Annotated in this window: 17 protein-coding genes; 8 read left to right on the top strand and 9 right to left on the bottom strand. The window is 59.6% G+C overall.

The genetic code is table 11. From position 1 onward, the window contains the following. Positions 1–23: 23 nt before the first annotated feature. Genes QVZ43_RS02110 through QVZ43_RS02090 form a run of 5 tightly spaced genes read right to left on the bottom strand, consistent with a single transcriptional unit; the run spans position 24 to position 5464 of the window. A complete protein-coding gene (locus tag QVZ43_RS02110; protein WP_302908683.1) occupies positions 24–293 on the bottom strand; it encodes a K+/H+ antiporter subunit F in 270 nt (89 codons plus the stop codon). Next, positions 290–781 (bottom strand): Na+/H+ antiporter subunit E, encoded by a 492-nt coding sequence (locus tag QVZ43_RS02105; protein ID WP_302908682.1) that lies wholly within the window; start codon positions 779–781, stop codon positions 290–292. Before QVZ43_RS02105 ends, QVZ43_RS02110 begins: the two co-directional genes overlap by 4 nt. Continuing rightward, the gene (locus QVZ43_RS02100; protein WP_302908681.1) at positions 781–2298 is read right to left on the bottom strand and encodes a monovalent cation/H+ antiporter subunit D; all 1518 of its coding nucleotides are present in this window, start codon (positions 2296–2298) and stop codon (positions 781–783) included. Before QVZ43_RS02100 ends, QVZ43_RS02105 begins: the two co-directional genes overlap by 1 nt. After that, complete coding sequence (locus tag QVZ43_RS02095; RefSeq protein ID WP_302908680.1) at positions 2295–2663, bottom strand: Na+/H+ antiporter subunit C; 369 nt, start codon at positions 2661–2663, stop codon at positions 2295–2297. Before QVZ43_RS02095 ends, QVZ43_RS02100 begins: the two co-directional genes overlap by 4 nt. Further along, a complete protein-coding gene (locus tag QVZ43_RS02090; protein WP_302908679.1) occupies positions 2663–5464 on the bottom strand; it encodes a monovalent cation/H+ antiporter subunit A in 2802 nt (933 codons plus the stop codon). The genes QVZ43_RS02095 and QVZ43_RS02090 overlap by 1 nt, the downstream gene beginning before the upstream one ends. Positions 5465–5811: 347 nt before the next feature. Between QVZ43_RS02090 and QVZ43_RS02085 the strand changes: the two genes are divergently transcribed. Together QVZ43_RS02085 and QVZ43_RS02080 are read left to right on the top strand one after the other, a co-directional pair. Beyond that, complete coding sequence (locus QVZ43_RS02085; protein ID WP_302908678.1) at positions 5812–7866, top strand: NADPH-dependent 2,4-dienoyl-CoA reductase; 2055 nt, start codon at positions 5812–5814, stop codon at positions 7864–7866. Then, positions 7863–8906: a CNNM domain-containing protein gene (locus QVZ43_RS02080; RefSeq protein WP_302908677.1), complete on the top strand. Its 1044-nt coding sequence runs from the start codon at positions 7863–7865 to the stop codon at positions 8904–8906. The genes QVZ43_RS02085 and QVZ43_RS02080 overlap by 4 nt, the downstream gene beginning before the upstream one ends. Here QVZ43_RS02080 and QVZ43_RS02075 read toward each other — a convergent pair. Together QVZ43_RS02075 and QVZ43_RS02070 are read right to left on the bottom strand one after the other, a co-directional pair. Next, the gene (locus QVZ43_RS02075) at positions 8903–9067 is read right to left on the bottom strand and encodes a hypothetical protein (RefSeq protein WP_223794108.1); all 165 of its coding nucleotides are present in this window, start codon (positions 9065–9067) and stop codon (positions 8903–8905) included. The two genes, QVZ43_RS02080 and QVZ43_RS02075, sit on opposite strands and share 4 nt — an antisense overlap. Positions 9068–9171: 104 nt before the next feature. After that, positions 9172–10146 (bottom strand): GlxA family transcriptional regulator, encoded by a 975-nt coding sequence (locus tag QVZ43_RS02070; protein WP_302908676.1) that lies wholly within the window; start codon positions 10144–10146, stop codon positions 9172–9174. A 129-nt stretch (positions 10147–10275) separates the two neighbouring features. On the opposite strand from QVZ43_RS02070, the gene QVZ43_RS02065 reads away from it, so the two are divergent. The 3 genes from QVZ43_RS02065 (at position 10276) to QVZ43_RS02055 (ending at position 12907) form a co-directional block, all read left to right on the top strand. Then, the gene (locus QVZ43_RS02065; protein ID WP_302908675.1) at positions 10276–12078 is read left to right on the top strand and encodes an acyl-CoA dehydrogenase; all 1803 of its coding nucleotides are present in this window, start codon (positions 10276–10278) and stop codon (positions 12076–12078) included. A gap of 207 nt (positions 12079–12285) precedes the next feature. Continuing rightward, positions 12286–12546, top strand: a complete 261-nt coding sequence (locus QVZ43_RS02060) for a hypothetical protein (RefSeq protein ID WP_223794105.1) — start codon at positions 12286–12288, stop codon at positions 12544–12546. Positions 12547–12640: 94 nt separating this feature from the next. Beyond that, a complete protein-coding gene (locus QVZ43_RS02055) occupies positions 12641–12907 on the top strand; it encodes a hypothetical protein (protein WP_223794104.1) in 267 nt (88 codons plus the stop codon). Between the two features lie 157 nt (positions 12908–13064). Here the strand turns inward: QVZ43_RS02055 and QVZ43_RS02050 are convergent, their stop codons facing one another. Further along, entirely contained in the window at positions 13065–13454 is a 390-nt protein-coding gene (locus QVZ43_RS02050; RefSeq protein ID WP_223794103.1) for a nuclear transport factor 2 family protein, read from the bottom strand. A gap of 291 nt (positions 13455–13745) precedes the next feature. Here QVZ43_RS02050 and QVZ43_RS02045 point away from each other — a divergent pair, with 291 nt between their 5' ends. Then, entirely contained in the window at positions 13746–14108 is a 363-nt protein-coding gene (locus QVZ43_RS02045; protein ID WP_223794102.1) for a DUF4870 family protein, read from the top strand. A 28-nt stretch (positions 14109–14136) separates the two neighbouring features. Here the strand turns inward: QVZ43_RS02045 and QVZ43_RS02040 are convergent, their stop codons facing one another. Next, the gene (locus QVZ43_RS02040; RefSeq protein WP_302908674.1) at positions 14137–15444 is read right to left on the bottom strand and encodes an MFS transporter; all 1308 of its coding nucleotides are present in this window, start codon (positions 15442–15444) and stop codon (positions 14137–14139) included. A gap of 164 nt (positions 15445–15608) precedes the next feature. Between QVZ43_RS02040 and QVZ43_RS02035 the strand changes: the two genes are divergently transcribed. Both QVZ43_RS02035 and QVZ43_RS02030 read left to right on the top strand, forming a co-directional pair. After that, positions 15609–16448: a 23S rRNA (adenine(2030)-N(6))-methyltransferase RlmJ gene (locus QVZ43_RS02035; RefSeq protein WP_223794502.1), complete on the top strand. Its 840-nt coding sequence runs from the start codon at positions 15609–15611 to the stop codon at positions 16446–16448. A gap of 32 nt (positions 16449–16480) precedes the next feature. Then, the gene (locus QVZ43_RS02030; RefSeq protein ID WP_302908673.1) at positions 16481–17737 is read left to right on the top strand and encodes a hypothetical protein; all 1257 of its coding nucleotides are present in this window, start codon (positions 16481–16483) and stop codon (positions 17735–17737) included. Positions 17738–17749 lie beyond the last annotated feature (12 nt).

Raw genomic sequence — 17749 nt, 5'->3', positions numbered from 1 at the left:
GTGTGTCCTTTATGGGCCGGTGATTAGTCGATCACGCTGCCGCGCTTGAGATATTTGGCCATGGCAACGGTGCCGACAAACCCCATCACGGCAATCAGCAGCGCAGATTCCAGATACATCCGGGTACCCAGGGTGATGCCCAGCAGTATGATCAGGGCGATGGCGTTGACGTAAAGCGTGTCCAGCGCCAGCACCCGGTCTGGCGCATCCGGGCCCTTGATCAGGCGAAATACGTTCAGCAGGGCGGCCAGTGTGACCATGGCAATGGTGATGTAGAGGGCTGTGACCATCATTGGAACATCTCCAGCAGAGGTTTCTCGTAATGGTTCCGGATCGTGTCGATCACTTCCTGGTCGTTTTCCGCGTCCAGGGCGTGAATCAGAAGCAGCTTGTTGTCGTCACTCACGTCTGCGCTCACCGTTCCCGGCGTCAGGGAAATGGTGCTGGCCAGAATACTGATGGCCAGAGGATGCTCCAGTTCCAGCGGATAGGAGATGAATGCCGGGCGAGGCTTGCGAGGGCTCAGAATCAGCCAGGCGACTTCAATGCTGGCGATCACGATGTCCCTGATGACCCGCAGGAGGTACAGCGGCATGCGCCAGGCCCTGATGAAGGCCGGTGGGTCCGGCCAGAAACCATGGGTCATCTGGGGGATGGCCCAGGCCAGCAGGATACCAATCACCAGGCTTGCACCAGAAATGCCGTCGCTCAGAAGCTGCCAGGTGGCAAACAGCAATACGCTTAACCAGGGTTGGGGGAAAAAGCTCAGGCGATCAAACATTATGGGTTTCCTCCCACCATCGGCGTGTTGAGCACCTCTATGTAGGCCTGCGGGTTGTTCAGCTGTTCGGCAGTCGCGTCGGTGTATGAACCAATCGGCCCGGCCAGCGCCACAATAATCAGGCTAAGGCCGACCAGCGCGCCGGCGCTGACCGATACCGTGCCGGTCAGCGGTGATTTGTTTTCCACGTGTCCATCCACCGTGCGCCAGAACACAATACTTCCAGCCCGGCTGTAGGCGACCACGGTAAAGAAACTGCCAATCAGGATGACTGACCACAGCCACGCCATCTGAGAACTATCCAGCGCAGATTGCAGAATCAGCACTTTGGCGAAAAAGCCACTCAGGGGCGGCAAGCCGGCGGCGGCCACGGCGCCCACTAAGAACAACACGCTCAGGAAGGTACGGTTGTGCATGCGTGGCGCTGTGACGATCTTGTCCTTGGCTGAGCCGCGCTGGTTGGAGACCAGATCAGCAACCAGGAACAGGCCTGCGACGGTCCAGGTGGTGCTCAGCAGATAGAAGAGGGCAGCGGAAATACCATCGGTGGAGCCCAGGGCAATGGGCGCCAGCAGGGTGCCCACGGAGATCACCACCTGCCAGGCCACCAGGGTTTTCAGGTTATCCGCACCCAGTGCGCCAATGACGCCCATGGTGAGGGTGATCAGGGCCAGCGGGAATACCCAGTCCATTCCCAGGTTCGCCAGTGAGCCGGCGGAATCGCCAAAGATCAGGAAGTAGATCCGAAGGATGGCGTAGATGCCCACCTTGGTCATCACCGCAAACAGGCCTGCCACGGGCGCGGTTGCCCGGGCGTAGGCCTTTGGCAGCCAGAAGCACAGGGGGATCAGAGCCGCCTTGAGCGCAAACACCACCAGCAACATCATGCCGCCGGCCTTGACGATGTTCAGCTCTTCGCCGCTGACTTTCGGAATCTCCACCGCCAGGTGCGCCATGTTCAGGGTGCCGGTGACGCTGTAGATCATGCCGACGCTGATCAGGAAAATGGCCGAGCCAGCCAGGTTGAGGACCACATAGTGCAGGCCCGGCACGGTACGGGTTCGGCCTCCTCCATGCATTAACAGGCCGTAGGAGGCGATGAGCAGTACCTCAAAGGCGACGAACAGGTTAAACAGGTCGCCGGTCAGGAAAGCGATGTTCAGCCCCAGCAGCTGGAACAGGAACAGGCCATGGAACTGGCGGTTACCCTCGTCCTGGCCACCGATCGAGAAGATGTGGCAGAACAGGGCGAGGACCGAGGTCAGCACCAGCATGAGCGCGGCCAACCGGTCCAGCACCAGCACAATGCCAAAGGGCGGCTGCCAGTTGCCAAAGGCGTAGAGCCGGTAGGTGCCATCGCTCGCCATAACCAGCAGAACGATGGTGGACACCATCATCAGCACGGTGGTGATCAGGGCCAGGGTCCGGCGCAGGCTGATCGGGGCATAGCCCATGAATACCTGCAGAATGCCGCCGATCAGCGGGATCAGAATGGGGGCAGTCAGCCACTGCGTCATTGCTGGCCCTCCTGTTTTTCCTGTTCGGTGTCTGCCAGGCGGGCATTGCGTTCGCCGTCCACGTGGTCATCCTCATGATCGGCCAGGCTGCGCAGGGACAGCACCACGACAAACGCGGTCATGGCAAAGCCGATCACAATCGCGGTGAGGACCAGTGCCTGTGGCAGCGGGTCTGAATAGGCGTCCGTAGAGCCGAGGATGGGCTGGCCCGCAGTGGCCAGTCGGCCGCTGGAGAACAGGAAAAGGTTTACGCCGTAGGACAGCAACGTCAAACCCACCACCACCGGGAAGGTGCGGGCCCGCAGGATCAGGTAGACGCCGGAAGCGGTCAGCGCGCCGATAACCAGAGCAAAGACAAGTTCCATTACGCGCCCTCCTTAGGACTCTTGATGGCCGAGTGCGGTGAGATTCTGCCGATACTCACGATTGCCAGCAGAGTGGCGCCAATGACCGTCAGGTAGACCCCGAGGTCAAAGACCAGTGCCGAGGCAACCTCGAACTTACCCACCACTGGCCAGGTGATGTAGCCGAACGTGGAGGTCAGGAACGGGTAGCCGAAGGCGAGGCTGCCGGCACCGGCGATAACGGCGAACAGCAGGCCGATACCAATCACATTGTGGTATTTGAATGGCACCCGGTCCTGGGTCCAGACCATGCCGCTGGCCACGTACTGCAGGATCAGGGCAATGGACGTGATCAGGCCGGCAATAAAGCCGCCACCCGGCAGGTTGTGCCCGCGCAGGAAGATGTAAACGGATACCATCAATGCCAGTGGCAGCATTGGGCGGGCAATGAGTCGCAGCATCAGGGGGTGCAGATCCCGCGTCCAGCCGTGACCCTGGCCGTCGCCCGGGGGCGGTGTCAGGGCCATATTCTTCAGCATGGCGTAGATGCCCAGCGCCGCAATGGCCAGCACGGTGATTTCGCCGAGGGTATCAAAGCCCCGGAAGTCCACCAGAATCACGTTTACCACATTGGTTCCGCCACCTCCGGACTTGCTGTTTTCCAGGAAGAACTCGGAAATCGAGCTGAACGGCTGGGTCAGCATGGCCAGGGTCACCAGCGTCATGCCTGTGCCCGCCACCAGTGCAATGATGACATCGCGAATGCGGCGAGGCTTGGAGGTCTCAAGTGGTGTCCAGGACGGCATGTAATAGAGTGCCAGCATCAGCAACACAATGGTGACCACTTCCACCGACAACTGGGTCATGGCCAGATCCGGTGCCGAGAAGCGGGCAAAGGCCAGTGCCACCACCAGTCCGACCACGCTGAGCAGGGTCAGTGAATAGAAGCGGGAACGGTGCAGGGCTGCAGTAAGGAACGCGCAGATGATCAGCACGCCGGCTGCCAGGGCGGTGGGGAGGTCGATGGGCGACAGGCCAGACTCGCCAACAAAAATGCCAAGATCCATCAGCGGCGCGGCGGCCACAGCAATGACGCTGACGGCGAGGAAAAAGACATATCGCTGCAGCGAACCATTTTCAACGTGCTCGGTGATGCCCCGGGCAAAGCCTTCGACGCGCAACATGGCGGCTTCGAACACTGCTTTCTCGTCCACTTCTTTAAACCGTGCGTGGAAGTCGAAGAATTTTTGTCGCTGGGTGTACATCAGCAAACCGCCGAAGAAGGCGATGAAACTCATCAGCAGGGGCAGGTTGAAGCCGTGGGCAATGGTCAGGTGGTACTCGGGCACCTCTCCGCCCAGCGTGGCCGAGGCCGCTGCGTAAAGCAGAGGTCCGACAGAAATCGCCGGGAACATGCCCACCATGATGCAGGCAAACACCAGAATTTCGACGGGAATCTTCATGTAGCGGGGCGGTTCATGGGGCGGATAAATGGGCAGATCCACCGGTTGGCCGTTGAAGAACACGTCGTGGATGAATCGGGCCGAATAGGCAACCGCAAAAATTCCCGCCAGGGTGGCCACCAGTGGCGGCAGCCATGCCCAGATGCCCGGCAGGTTCAGTTCCAGGGATTCGGCAAAGAACATCTCCTTACTCAGGAATCCGTTCAGCAGGGGAACACCGGCCATGGACGCGGCTGCCACCATGGCCAGGGTGGCGGTATGGGGCATGTATCGCCAGAGCCCGTTGATGCGCCGCATGTCCCGGGTGCCGGTTTCATGGTCGATGATGCCGGCAGCCATAAACAGGGACGCCTTGAAGGTGGCGTGGTTAATGACATGGAACACGGCCGCCACTGCCGCCAGTTCGGTCCCCATGCCGAACAGCAGGGTGATGAGGCCCAGGTGGCTGACAGTGGAGTGGGCCAGCAGACCTTTCAGGTCGTGCTTGAACATGGCCACGTAGGCGCCAATCAGCAAGGTGGCCATGCCGGTAAAGCTGACCATGTAGAACCACTGTTCAGTGCCCGCCAGAGCCGGATAGAGGCGGGCCATCAGGAAGATGCCGGCCTTGACCATGGTGGCCGAGTGCAGGTAAGCGGAGACGGGCGTCGGCGCCTGCATGGCGTGGGGCAGCCAGAAGTGGAACGGGAACTGGGCGGACTTGGTAAAGGCGCCCAGCAGGATCAGGGTCAGGGCCACCGGATAGAGCGAGTGCGCCTTGATCTGGTCGCCGGCGGCCAGTACCTGATCCAGCTCAAAGCTGCCAACAATGTTGCCAATCATCAGGATGCCGGCCAGCAGCGCCAGCCCGCCACCGCCGGTGACGGCCAGTGCCATTCGTGCCCCCCGCCGAGCGTCCTGCTTGTAGTTCCAGAAGCTGATCAGCAGGAAGGACGTCAGGCTGGTCAGCTCCCAGAAAATCATCATCAGAAGCAGGTTGTTGGACAGCACAATGCCCAGCATCGATCCTTTGAAACTCAGTAGCAGGGCATAAAACTTGCCGACGTTCTCCTGTGCCTTCAGATAGTAACGGGCGTACAGGATAATCAGCAGACCGATGACGAGGATCAGCAGGGCGAACAGCAGGGACAGCCCGTCAAGGCGGAAACTGAAGGCCAGCCCCAGGGCAGGAAGCCACTCGGCGTGGTACAGCACAATGCCGCCGTCCGCGAGGGTTTGCCAATGAGGAAATAGCGCCGCAAGGGCAATCAGCGCCGGCACGGACGAGGCAATGGCGATCGCCGTGCGCCCTCCCTGGGCAAACAGGGGCGCGGCTATGGCCCCCAGAAATGGCAGTAGAACAACCAACGGTAGCGACATCGCAACCTCTTATCGGATCCTTGTTAGTCGTAGAGACAAGCCTGTTATTGTTTCTTGTCTCCGGCTCCATCCTTCAGTCAGAGCGGTGCTGACCCGAGGACAGGATAATGATGAACTCTCAGGCCCGGGCAGGTGGATCAGGAAAGTACGGCAAACGCCCCCGATGCCGCGCGATGTCTGCGGTTATCGGCGTGCCAGTGGAGAACTTGCAGCCAGTAGACCTTATGGTCATGGTCGCTCCGTCAGTCAAACTTGATTGCCGATGATACGTGGCCCGTCCTGCTGGTCAAGTCACCTTGCCATTCACCAAGTGTATACTCGGTATAAATTTTTCGTGAGGCAACATCATGAGTTCAACCTACCCAAATCTACTTAAACCCCTCGATCTTGGATTCACCGAACTCCGAAATCGTGTGCTGATGGGCTCCATGCATACCGGCCTGGAAGACCGGTTCTGGAACATCCACAAGTTTGCCCGCTACTTTGCCGAGCGTGCCGAGGGTGGGGTAGGCCTCATGGTGACTGGTGGCTACTCGCCCAACCTGGCCGGTCAGCTGGCGCCTCTGGCTTCCACCATGAACAACAAGGGCACGGCACTTTTGCATCGCCATGTTACCGGTGCCGTGCACGAGGCGAACGGAAAGATCTGCCTGCAGCTGCTGCATGCCGGGCGCTATGGCTATCACCCGTTCACCGTCTCTGCGTCTGCCACCAAGGCACCGATCACTCCGTTCAAGGCGCGCGCCCTGTCTGCCCGTGGTGTTGAAGGGCAGATCAAGGACTTCGTCCGCGCGGCGGAACTGGCCAAGTATGCCGGTTACGATGGTGTGGAAGTGATGGGTTCCGAGGGCTATTTCATCAACCAGTTTCTGTGCGAGCGCACCAACCAGCGGACGGATAAGTGGGGTGGCCCCTATGAAAACCGGATGCGCCTGCCTGTGGAGATTGTGCGCCGGATCCGGGAAGCGGTTGGCCCGGATTTCATCATCATTTACCGCTTATCGATGCTGGACCTGGTGGAGGGTGGTCAGACGTGGGATCAGATCGTCGCGTTAGGTAAGGCCATCGAACAGGCGGGCGCCACTATTATCAACACGGGCATTGGCTGGCACGAGGCACGGGTGCCGACCATTGTTACCTCCGTTCCCCGGGGTGGATTTGCCGATGTCACTGCCAAGTTCTATGGCGAAGTGGATATTCCCGTCTGTACAACCAACCGGATCAACACGCCCGAGAAAGGCGAGGAAATTCTGGCCGCCGGCAAAGCCGATATGGTGTCCATGGCTCGCCCTCTGCTGGCGGACAGCGAGTTTGTGCGCAAGGCCGAGCAGGGCCGGGCGGATGAAATCAATACCTGCATTGCCTGCAACCAGGCCTGTCTGGACCACGCGTTTCAGGCCAAGCGGGCGTCCTGTCTGGTGAACCCTCGCGCCTGTCATGAAACGGAGCTGGTGCTGACCGTGGCGCCGGTAGTGCGGAGTGTGGCGGTGGTGGGCGCCGGGCCTGCCGGGCTGGCCGCCGCGACGACTGCCGCCAAGCGTGGGCACAAGGTCACCCTTTTCGAAGCGGACGACCGGATTGGCGGGCAGTTCAATTACGCCAAGCGGATTCCCGGTAAGGAAGAGTTCTACGAAACCCTGCGTTATTTCCAGCGCCAGATCGAGCTGCTGGACATCGACCTGAAGCTGAACACCCGAGTGGATGTGGAATCCCTGGCCAAGGCCGGTTTTGACGACGTGGTTGTCGCCACCGGCGTCAAGCCGAGAACACCTGCTATTGACGGTATTGACCACCCGAAAGTGCTCGGGTATCTGGATGTGTTGCGTCATAACAAGCCGGTGGGCAAGTCCGTGGCGGTGATTGGCGCCGGCGGTATCGGGTTCGACGTCAGTGAGTTTCTGACCCACGACTTCAGTCATCAACCCGAAGGCGAGCAGATCAGCATTGATGCCTGGCAGGCAGAATGGGGTGTGGCTCCGGACTACGAAGGGCCGGGTGGCCTGGCCGAGCGTCAGCCCACCGAGTCGCCCCGCAAGATCTACCTGATGCAGCGCAAGACCGGCAAGGTTGGCGCGGGTCTGGGCAAGACCTCCGGCTGGGTGCACCGAAACAGCCTCAAACACCGGGACGTGGAAATGCTGCGTGGCTGCCGATATGACCGCATTGATGACGATGGTCTGCACGTTACCCTGGTGGACAAGGAAGGCAAGGAAACCGAAACCCGCGTGCTGGATGTCGATAACGTGGTGATTTGCGCCGGGCAGGAGTCCTACCGGGAACTTTTTGATCAGCTGGAGGCCTCGGGTGTCAAGGCGCACCTGATCGGCGGTGCCGATGTTGCCGAGGAGCTGGACGCAAAACGGGCCATCCGACAGGGAACGGAAGTTGCGATAAAGCTATGACCTTACTCATTGCGTTCGCGATCATCTCGATCGGGTTTTCGTTCCTATGTTCCATTCTGGAGGCGGCTCTGCTGTCGGTGACGCCAAGCTATGTTGCCTCCCTGAAAAACGAGCGGCCGCAACAGTTTGAGGGCCTCCGGAAACTGAAGGACGACGTCGAAGAGCCGCTGTCCGCCATTCTTACGCTCAACACCGTGGCCCACACGGTCGGGGCAACCGGGGTCGGGGCCCAGGTTGCCGTTGTGTTTGGCGAGGCGTGGCTAGGCGTGGCCTCCGCAGCGATGACCCTGGCCATTCTGATTTTCTCCGAGATCATTCCCAAGACCATTGGCGCCAAGTACTGGCGGGGACTGGCGCCATATTTGCCAGCCATCCTCGGGTTTATGATCAAGGCGTTGCTGCCGTTCATCTGGTTGTCCAAGCAGGTGACCCGCCGCATCGGATCCGGTGAGCCGGAGACGGACATTCGGGGAGAAATCAGTGCCCTGGCAGAAATAGGCCGGGATCAGCAGGCGCTTGATGAGGATGAAAAACGAATCATCCACAACGTACTGAGATTTCATGAAATCAAGGTGGATTCGGTGATGACCCCAAGAACCGTGTGCAAGTACATCGAGCCGGGCACAACGGTGGAGGTGTTCCGGGACAAGGTACGGAACTCGCCCTTTTCCCGTTACCCGGTCATCGACGAAGAGGGCGAGGCACTTGGCTATCTGCACCGTGCCGATCTGCTCAATCTCGATGAGGACGCAGATCTACTGTCCCACATGCGCGAGGTCAAGCGGGTCAAGGGCAATACCAATATTGAATTCCTGTTTTCAGACATGTTGCGGGAGCGCCAACATCTGGCGGTGGTGTACGATCAGCTCGGCACCTGGCTGGGCATAGTGACGCTGGAGGACATATTGGAGACGCTGTTGGGCACCGAGATCATGGACGAGACGGACAATGTCTCTAACCTTCGCCGCTACGCGAAACAGCGCTGGAGCCGTCGCCTGAAGAAAAGCCTGGCTCCCGGAAGAGGTGAGAAAAAAGATTAGCGAGCGGTTTTTATGGCATTGAAGATGGCTTCAGCTTCGGCCGCAAGTACCTGACTTCGCAAGCTGTTGCCACTTTCTAAGGCTTTTGCCAGCTGCTTTTGCTTCATGCAATACAGCTTGTTCAGAACGTCGGCCTGACTTGGCCGTGATGGTGTGTCCATGGTGCCCTCCCACTCAGACACTGGTGTCAAAATTCTTTACGAACTGCACCAAAATTTGGCCTTCTATTTTTTCTGACGCATACCTCGTGCCATTGTTACAGTCGTCATCGGGCAAAGCGGGCCCGGTAGGCCCCTGGAGCCATGCCGGTATGCTTCTTGAACAGACGGGAAAACGAACTTACATCCTCGTAGCCGGCTGAATGAATAATATCTTCAATGGCTTGGCGGGATGACTCCAGTCGCTGGCGGACATGCTCAATGCGAAGAAGCTGCAGATAGGTGGTCGGCGTGTCGCCCGTTGCTGCCCGGAAACGTCGGAACAATGATCGTTCGCTCAGCCCGGTCTGCTGGCAAAGATCCCTCAGGGTGACGGGTTTGGTGTAATGGGCGTCAAGCCAGTCCTGCAGTTCCAGAATGGTCCGGTCCGCATGATATCGCTTGGTTTGCAGCGCGCCGTAGGGCGCCTGGCTGGTTCGGCCGGCATCAATGACGAACGCCTTTGCCAGCTGTCGGGCGACATCGGTGCCTGCATAGCGCTCCACCAGATAGACGCCCAGATCCCACCACGCCATGCCACCGCCGGCGCAGGCCACGTTGCCGTCCACGGTGACCAGCTTCTCCGGGTGGCAGTAAACCCGGGGGTAGCGCTGCCGGAACTGGTTACTGAAGCCCCAGTGGGTGGTTGCCTGTTTTTCGTCGAGCAAGCCGGCTTCGGCCAGCAGGAAGGCACCTGTGCAGTTGCTGGCTAGCAGGGTTTGCTTGCTGTCCTGCTGGCGTAACCACTCGATAAGGGCCTGATTGCGCTTGAGCACATCCGGGATGAAGGCACCAATGGTGGGAATAACGATGACGTCTGCCGGGTCGTCGGTATCCCAGCGCCCATCGGCCATCAGAGTCATCCCGTTTATGCAGCGACACGGGCCTCCATCCCGGGTCAGCAGCCGGGTATGAAAGCGTGGGTCCGGTTCCTCGCTGTGGATGCGTGCCCACGACACGCCCGCCAGACGAAAAAGGTCAATGATGCCGGTGATGGCGCTGGCCAACGCACCATCAAAGCCAATAACAGCGACACGGAGCATGTTGTTTGCCCTTAAATCAGTGCATTAGGGATTAGATAGGCAGTATCGACCAATAATATGTCATAAATGCCGGTTTATCATCCGAATGGCCTGTGACACCCTGTGTGCAAGCACATAGGAGATTCAAGCATGAGTGATACGCTGATTGACCGCCGTGACCTGGCGTTCCAGCTGTACGAAGTCCTCGATACCGAGAGTCTGGCCACCCGGGAACGGTTCAGAGAACACAGCCGCGACACCTTTGATGCGGTGATCGAAACCGCCGATCGGCTGGCCCGGGACAAATTTGCCAACCACAACAGTGCGGCAGACAAGCAGGAACCGCGTTTTGTGGACGGTGCGGTGGAGATGCTTCCGGACGTCAAGGAGGCCTTTGATGCCTATGCGGAGGCTGGTTTCCTGGCCGGACGTTACGACTACGAGTTGGGTGGCATGCAACTGCCTGAATCGGTTATGGCGGCCTGCAATGGGTTCTTCACGGCGGCCAACCCCGGCACGGCCGGGTACCCGTTTCTGACCACCGCCGCCGCAAACCTGATTCGCGTGTTTGGTGATGAGCAGCAGAAAGCGACGTTCCTGCCTCACATGCTGTCAGGTCGCTTTACAGGCACCATGGCGTTGACCGAACCTCACGCCGGTTCCTCACTGGCGGATATCCGTACCTCGGCCACCCCAACCGACGATGGCCATTACCTGATCAAAGGCGCCAAGATCTACATCTCCGGTGGTGAACAATCCCTCACCGAAAACATCGTTCACATGGTGCTGGCCAAGATCAAAGGTGCACCGGGTGGTGTGCGGGGTATTTCCCTGTTTATCGTGCCCAAGTTCCGGGTGGGTGGCGACGGAAACAGCACCGAACGCAACGGGGTCAGCCTTGCCGGCCTGATTCACAAGCTGGGTTACCGGGGCACCACCTCCACGGCACTGAGTTTCGGTGACGATGCGCCCTGCCACGGTTATCTGGTGGGCGAGCCCCACCAGGGCCTGAAGTACATGTTCCAGATGATGAACGAAGCCCGCCTTGGCGTGGGCTTTGGCGCGGCAGTCATCGGTTATCGCGGCTACATGCACAGCCTGGAATACGCGAAAGACCGTTTGCAGGGCCGCAAGCCCTCGGAGAAGAACCCGGAAGCCCCGCAGGTACCCATCATCGAGCACGCGGACGTTCGCCGTATGCTGCTGGCCCAGAAAGCCTACAGCGAAGGGGGGCTGGCGCTGTGTTTGTACGGTGCCCGGCTGATGGACGATCAGCATACCCATCCGGACGAGGAAAAGCGTATTGAGGCGGGCAAGCTGTTGGACTTGCTAACCCCGGTGATCAAGGCGTGGCCCTCGGAGTACGGCCCCAAGGCCAACGACCTGGCCATTCAGGTTTACGGCGGCGCGGGTTACACCCGGGAATATCCGGTTGAGCAGTGCTGGCGGGACAATCGACTGAACCCGATTCACGAAGGTACCAACGGCATCCAGGCGCTGGATCTTCTGGGTCGCAAGGTCTGGCAGGATCAGAGCCACGGCCTGCAATTGCTGATGCAGCAGATGCAGATCGATCTGACCGAAGCAAAAACCGACCGCTGCCAGCAGTGGGCGCTGTCCCTGAGCGAAACCCTGCAGAAAGCGGTTCAGGTCACCCAGAGCCTGGGCAAGAGCCTGATGCAGGAGAACCCGGATCGGGCGCTGGCGAATGCGTCCTGTTACCTGCACCTGTTCGGCCACATTGTGGTGGCGTGGATGTGGCTGCGACAGGCCAATGCCGCGGAGAAGGCGCTGATGGCGATGCCGGCAGGCAGTGAGGAAAGCTTCTATCGCGGCAAGCTTCAGGCGGCCCAGTATTTCTTCCACTGGGAGCTGCCCACGGTGGCTCAGGACCTGGTGCTGCTGCGCAATCAGGATGACACTTGCCTGGAAATGAAAACGGAGTGGTTCTGACCGAAAGGTCCCCGCTCCTATCCCTTCTTCAGCCCTCGGCCTGATCGCCGGGGGCAATTACCAACCACCCCTTCAGAACTGCTGGCACAGCTGACAGGCCTTGCCGGGCGGATACTGGCGAAATCGCTGATTGTGAACCAGACTCCTGCCTGTAATAAGAAAAACCACACAAACCATCGAACAACTTTAAACGGGGATGGCTTCTGCATGATTCCATCGAGGGGAGCGCCGAATACGGTCGTACCTTGGTCGGCTCTGGATATTCTGAGTAGCTACATCACTTCCGGTCAGCTTGCAGAGATTGTTTATCGCGACAGCTCCGGTCAGGTCTGTACCGTTCATGACATTATCAAGGACCTCTATAGCCGTGCAGGCCATGATTACGTGTTGCTGGGGCGGCGCGTGATGGTTGGCATTGACCATATCATCACACTGGACGGCCAACGGCTCTGCCCGTCAGCCTACTAACTAACCAAAGGGTAATCCGGCGTCGGTTGTGTGGTGCGTCCGGTGCCCTTAACCTGTCATAGCGGTACTTTATGGACCAATGGAGGGAATGGTTATGTATAAACCAATTCTGGCAGCAGTTGCTTTTACACTGACGCTCGGACTGACTGCGTGCAGTTCTGAGGAAAGCGAAGAAGGTGTGGATCTGGAGCAGGCCGCAGACAATGTTGAAGACATGGCGGATGATGCAGCTGATGCTACTGGTGATGCCTATGAGGACACCAAGGATGCGGTTTCTGATACGGCTGAGGAAATGGGCGAGGCGGCAGATGACGCTGCGGATGCTGTGAAGGAAGGGTACGAGGATATGACCGAGGAGTAACCCCTCAGCCCGGGTCCGGCACGCCCTGCCCGGGGCGGTTGTTTGCCGGGCCTGCACAGACTGATATCCACCCACCCAGTCAACCGACGAAGCTTCTCCTTTCAATGACAAAAGGGCCCCGTTGCGGAGCCCTTACACCTTTCGAAATCACAACGAATCAGGAACCGACCATGCCGGGGGGAGGCAGGTTGCCGCCAAGCATGTTTTCCACCACGGCCGCATTGTAGAAGGTTTCGACGCTTTGGATCTTGTCGTCCCGGACACGGAACCAGACCGCGAGCCGGACATCGCCGATGGGTTCGAAGTGTGTCCGGTAATCGAGAATGGCGAATACGTGCTCACCGTCGGCACTGAGCTGACGGGTGACCAGGTCTTTCTGGATGGCGACCAGGCCGAACTGGTAGGCGAGCATGTCATCGCGATTCAGGAAGCGCATGTTCGGGCCAACATACTCAAAGCCCTCTTCGGCCAGCAGAGCCTTGGCTTCTTCCAGTCGCTGGTCATGAACGTCGGAGATGAACTGCGCCACGATGTCTTTTGGTTGCATGGTTGCCCCCAATAGCTGATAGGCGACGGCTGGACATGCCTTGGGTTATGGATGTGCAAGGCGTTCTGCACCCCTTCACCTCTATAACAAAAGCGGGACAATGACAAATGACACTTGGAAATGGGCCAGCAGAAAGCGGTCGCGTTAGCTGCAGAGAAAGCTGACAAACACTGACCGTGGCGCTGCAAGGAAGGCCGGGCGGCGCACTCCCGGCCAATCGCTGACTGCAGCGGGCTATACCGCAATGGGGCTGTGGTAGACTTCGGCTAAGTATGGAAAAGGAGACTTACCTTGACTGAACCGGAGTTTATTCCTGCAGGTTCGGACCCCGTAGCCCGTCGCTCAGACCCCGCCCGTAACCTGGCGGTGGTGGTCTATATCCTTCAGGCCCTGCATTTTTTTACCGGAGGCATCGCGCCGCTGGTGGGCGTTATCATCAACTACGTCAAACTGGATGACGTCCAGAATACCTGGGTGGAAAGCCACTTCCGCTGGCAGATCCGGACCTTCTGGATTGGCTTGCTCTGGACGGTCATCGGGGTGCTGACCACGGCACTCATTATTGGCTGGTTCATCCTGCTGGGTGTGTCCATCTGGATGATCTACCGCATTGTCAAAGGGGCGCTGGCCCTGAATGACGGAAAAACCATCTGAGGCCTCCCGGCCTCAGCTAACGGGCGCCTCAGGATACTTCCTTCAGCCGGAGCGCGCTGACCATGCCGCCAGCGCCCATTAAGCCCAGTACCAGAATCACAGCGATTTCCGAGATGGCCGATATCGCCGCGGTCAGGGCGCCGGTCACCAGCAGCAGAACGCCAATCACAGAATTGCTGACGGCCGTGTAGTCGGTGCGCTTGTTGCCGCCGGCCATGTCCACCAGATAGGTTTTCCGCCCCAGCCGGACGCCCGAGTGGGCAATCTGCAGCACGAAAAAGGCTGCGGGGTAGAACCAGGAACTCCGTGTTCCATCGTCCGCGGCCATGGCGGTAACAGCCACGACCAGGCAAACCCCGCTGGCAATGGCGGCGCCGCGAATCATGGTTTTGCGGCTGGATGAGTCCGCCATCCAGCCCCAGACGCTGGCACTGATGGAGCTGGCCAGACTGCTTACCAGTAAAAAGACACCGAGAAGAAGGCTGCCCTCCGATTGCTGCTGGGCCAGCACCACGAAATAGGGCGCCGCCAGGGCCGAACACAACAGCAATGCCCGGGTAATCACGAAGTGGCGAAACGGTGCATCCTCTTTCAACAGTGACAGGCTCTTGAACGCCTCTGCCAGCGCATTGCCTCCACCACTGGTTTCGCCCTCGTATTCCTGAACGCCGGCGAACAGAAAGCCTGCAATCACCCAGAGCCCGGCGGCCAGCAACAGCAGCAGACCATAAAACGCCACATTCGGATCTTCCTGCCCCCAGAACAGAAGGAGCGTCATGGCGACGGTCAGGGTTCCGCCGAACGTGGTGGCCAGGCCGGACAGACGGCCCCGGCGGGATTTGGGGATGCATTTGCCTTGAACATCTTTCATCGCCACCGAGCAGAAGCCTCTTGCCAGGGAAAAGGCGATCAGTGCGGCAACAATCCCTGCGCCGGCCGCGTACCCCTCCAGAAACCAGACGCTGGCGGCCATGGCCATCACACTGACGGCTTGGCCAAAGCTGCCCATCACCCAGAACCATTTGCGCACCGGCTTGCGACGAACCCAGGCACCGATCACCATCTGTGGCAGCATCGAGCCGGATTCGCGAATGGGCACCAGCCAGGCCACCAGGGCCGGCGCGCCCACCGCACTCATCAGCCAGGCCAGTACCGTCTTGGGGCTCGTCAGCAGGTCCCCCAGTTTGGTCAGTACGTTACTGGCGAGGATCAGGAAGAAGTTTCTGGGCACTTCCCGGCAGGCTTCGTCGGGAATGTCCTTGCACACCCGGGCGTCTTCCTCGTTGGCAATCAGGCTGTAGAGCTGGTCGATGGTATCGGTGTTCTGCTTGGTCAAGGTGCGCTTCCTGCTGGTCCTGATGGGAGTAAGTTGTTAAGGGTAACAACCGTGCCCGCGGGTTTATACCGTCATCGGGATGATCCGGCCTGTTCAGGGTAAGGGGACGGTGCTAGCCTTCGATGCGCAAACGCTTCCTTACCCGCGGCTATCCGGAGTTATCCATGCTGAGTTACCTGCACGCCTTCCATGCCGGCAATTTCGCCGATGTCCAGAAACACGCAGCGTTGACGCTGACGATGTCGATGATGCAGGCCAAACCCTCCGGCATTGCTTGCATCGATACACATGCGGGAAGTGCGGTGTATGACCTGAACAGTGACCGGGCACGGAAAACCGCCGAAGCCGATGACGGTATACGGAAAGTCTGGGCGGCCCGGGGCAGTCTGGCATCAGCGGACTGGCAACCCATGTTGAGTGTGCTCTCCGGATTGAACCCGGCCTCGGATGATCTCAATCGATACCCCGGATCACCAGCATGGTTTGCCCACTTTCTTCGGGCCGATGACACCTTGACCACGTTTGAGTTGCACCCCACCGAAGGCGCCCGGCTTGAGGAGTGGGCCAGTGCCAGAGGGATTAAGGTCCGGCAGGAGGACGGCCTGAAAGGCATGTTCAGGCTGCTTCCTCCGCGTCAGCCCCGTTTGCTGGTGCTGATGGACCCGTCCTATGAAATCAAATCCGACTACCAGGCCGTTGCCTCGGCGCTGGCGAAGGCGTGGAAGAAATGCCGTCATGGCGTCTATCTTATCTGGTATCCCGTGCTCACCAGTGGCCTGGAAAAAGGCTTGCTGGAAGGCGTTGAGCAGGGTCCGGTCCGGAAGGTGCTGCGCAGCGAAGTACACCTGGACCATCCGCCTGAGCGGGGGATGACCGGTTCCGGCATGTTGATGGTCAATCCGCCCTGGGGCCTGTCCGAGCGTCTGTCCGCCATGATGGACGACGTGAGTGGGCGCGAAGCGCTTGGCGTTACTCACCGGCTGGATTGGCTGGTCCCGGAGTAGCCAGCGCACCTGACAACTGAGGAGTCGTTCGCTTGACCGAAACGCACGATTCACCCCCCGAAACCCCGTGCTTGCCTGGTGGCTTGATTCCTATGGATGAGTGGGAGTTTCCGGAGTTGTCCGTCCGCCGTTCGGTCAAGGACGCTGTTCGGCATATTGCGGTGCAACTTCGCGGGGGTGTGTCACGCAAGGAACAGCCCTTTCAGAGTCTGGATGACCTGCCGGAATTGTCTGCCAGTCAGCGTCAGCGTATTGCTCCCGACCCCGACTTCTCGGCTCTGGCCGCAGCCATTTCAGAGGCGCTTCGGGAGCGCAGGGAAGAGGTTCCGAATCCCCGGGATGTCGCTTTCCTGGTGGCGCCACCGTTTTCCGGCATGCGCGAGGCACTGGTCCGCTGGTCCTGGTCGACAATCGGGCAGGGTCAGGGCGATGGGAGCGAGTGGGTCATCGCGCCGCCCAAGAGCCTGTTGATGAGTGAGAGCGAGGCCGTCCAGTGGTGGGACGAGCAGGACCTGTCACGGCCCTGGGTGATTCCGGAGCTGGCCGACTTCTGGCTTCGCCATATGGGTGGGCTGGCGCTGGTTCAGGAATTGCTCCGTCGGGTATCAGCCGGTACGGCTGGTCGGGGCGTGGTGGGCTGTTCAAGCTGGTGCTGGCAGTTCTGGGCCAGCTATGTGCCGGACATACCGGCCGCACCCTGCACCCCCGCGCCACTTAATTCCGAGTACCTGGGGCAATGGCTGACGTATCTGGCCGGTGATGATGAATCCGATCCGGTGGTCGCGCGCATGGCCCATGATGGTCTGTATGTGCTGCCGGCGCGCGGAAAACTCGATGGCAAGAAGATCAGGCACAGCGGCTTTCTGAGTGATCTGGCCGCTGCTTCCCGTGGCAATCACGGGGTTGCACTGGCGCTCTGGCGCTCTGCACTCCGGGCGGCTCCGGAAGAGGGCGCCGGGGATTCAGGCGACAGCGAACCGTCCCGCTCACGCAGTTGCTGGGTGGTTCCTCTGGACAAGCTGAGCCTGCCAGCTATGCCACCAAGCAAAGACCGTGCGATAGGATTTGTGCTTCATGCGCTGCTCCTGCACGACGGACTTGACGAGCAGTCACTTCGCCTGGTGGCGGGTATCTCCCGGCAGGACACCACCAACGCGCTGGTGTTGCTGAAACGGGCCGACATCATTCACTACAGGGACGCCGGTAACCGCTGGCATGTGACTGATCTGGCCTACCCGAACACCCGGCGGCACCTGCAAAGCTGGGGCTTTCCCGTGGACAGGTTCTGAAGGGAGGATGGT

The organism is Marinobacter suaedae (assembly GCF_030519635.1).
Lineage (GTDB): Bacteria > Pseudomonadota > Gammaproteobacteria > Pseudomonadales > Oleiphilaceae > Marinobacter > Marinobacter suaedae.
The sequence above is the reverse complement of the archived record's forward strand: the minus strand, read 5'-3'. Positions and strand labels throughout refer to the sequence as shown.

Coding starts and splice junctions, on each gene's coding strand:
- QVZ43_RS02110 (WP_302908683.1), bottom strand. CDS start 293: ATGATGGTCACAGCCCTCTACATCACCATTGCCATGGTCACACTGGCC.
- QVZ43_RS02105 (WP_302908682.1), bottom strand. CDS start 781: ATGTTTGATCGCCTGAGCTTTTTCCCCCAACCCTGGTTAAGCGTATTG.
- QVZ43_RS02100 (WP_302908681.1), bottom strand. CDS start 2,298: ATGACGCAGTGGCTGACTGCCCCCATTCTGATCCCGCTGATCGGCGGC.
- QVZ43_RS02095 (WP_302908680.1), bottom strand. CDS start 2,663: ATGGAACTTGTCTTTGCTCTGGTTATCGGCGCGCTGACCGCTTCCGGC.
- QVZ43_RS02090 (WP_302908679.1), bottom strand. CDS start 5,464: ATGTCGCTACCGTTGGTTGTTCTACTGCCATTTCTGGGGGCCATAGCC.
- QVZ43_RS02085 (WP_302908678.1), top strand. CDS start 5,812: ATGAGTTCAACCTACCCAAATCTACTTAAACCCCTCGATCTTGGATTC.
- QVZ43_RS02080 (WP_302908677.1), top strand. CDS start 7,863: ATGACCTTACTCATTGCGTTCGCGATCATCTCGATCGGGTTTTCGTTC.
- QVZ43_RS02075 (WP_223794108.1), bottom strand. CDS start 9,067: ATGGACACACCATCACGGCCAAGTCAGGCCGACGTTCTGAACAAGCTG.
- QVZ43_RS02070 (WP_302908676.1), bottom strand. CDS start 10,146: ATGCTCCGTGTCGCTGTTATTGGCTTTGATGGTGCGTTGGCCAGCGCC.
- QVZ43_RS02065 (WP_302908675.1), top strand. CDS start 10,276: ATGAGTGATACGCTGATTGACCGCCGTGACCTGGCGTTCCAGCTGTAC.
- QVZ43_RS02060 (WP_223794105.1), top strand. CDS start 12,286: ATGATTCCATCGAGGGGAGCGCCGAATACGGTCGTACCTTGGTCGGCT.
- QVZ43_RS02055 (WP_223794104.1), top strand. CDS start 12,641: ATGTATAAACCAATTCTGGCAGCAGTTGCTTTTACACTGACGCTCGGA.
- QVZ43_RS02050 (WP_223794103.1), bottom strand. CDS start 13,454: ATGCAACCAAAAGACATCGTGGCGCAGTTCATCTCCGACGTTCATGAC.
- QVZ43_RS02035 (WP_223794502.1), top strand. CDS start 15,609: ATGCTGAGTTACCTGCACGCCTTCCATGCCGGCAATTTCGCCGATGTC.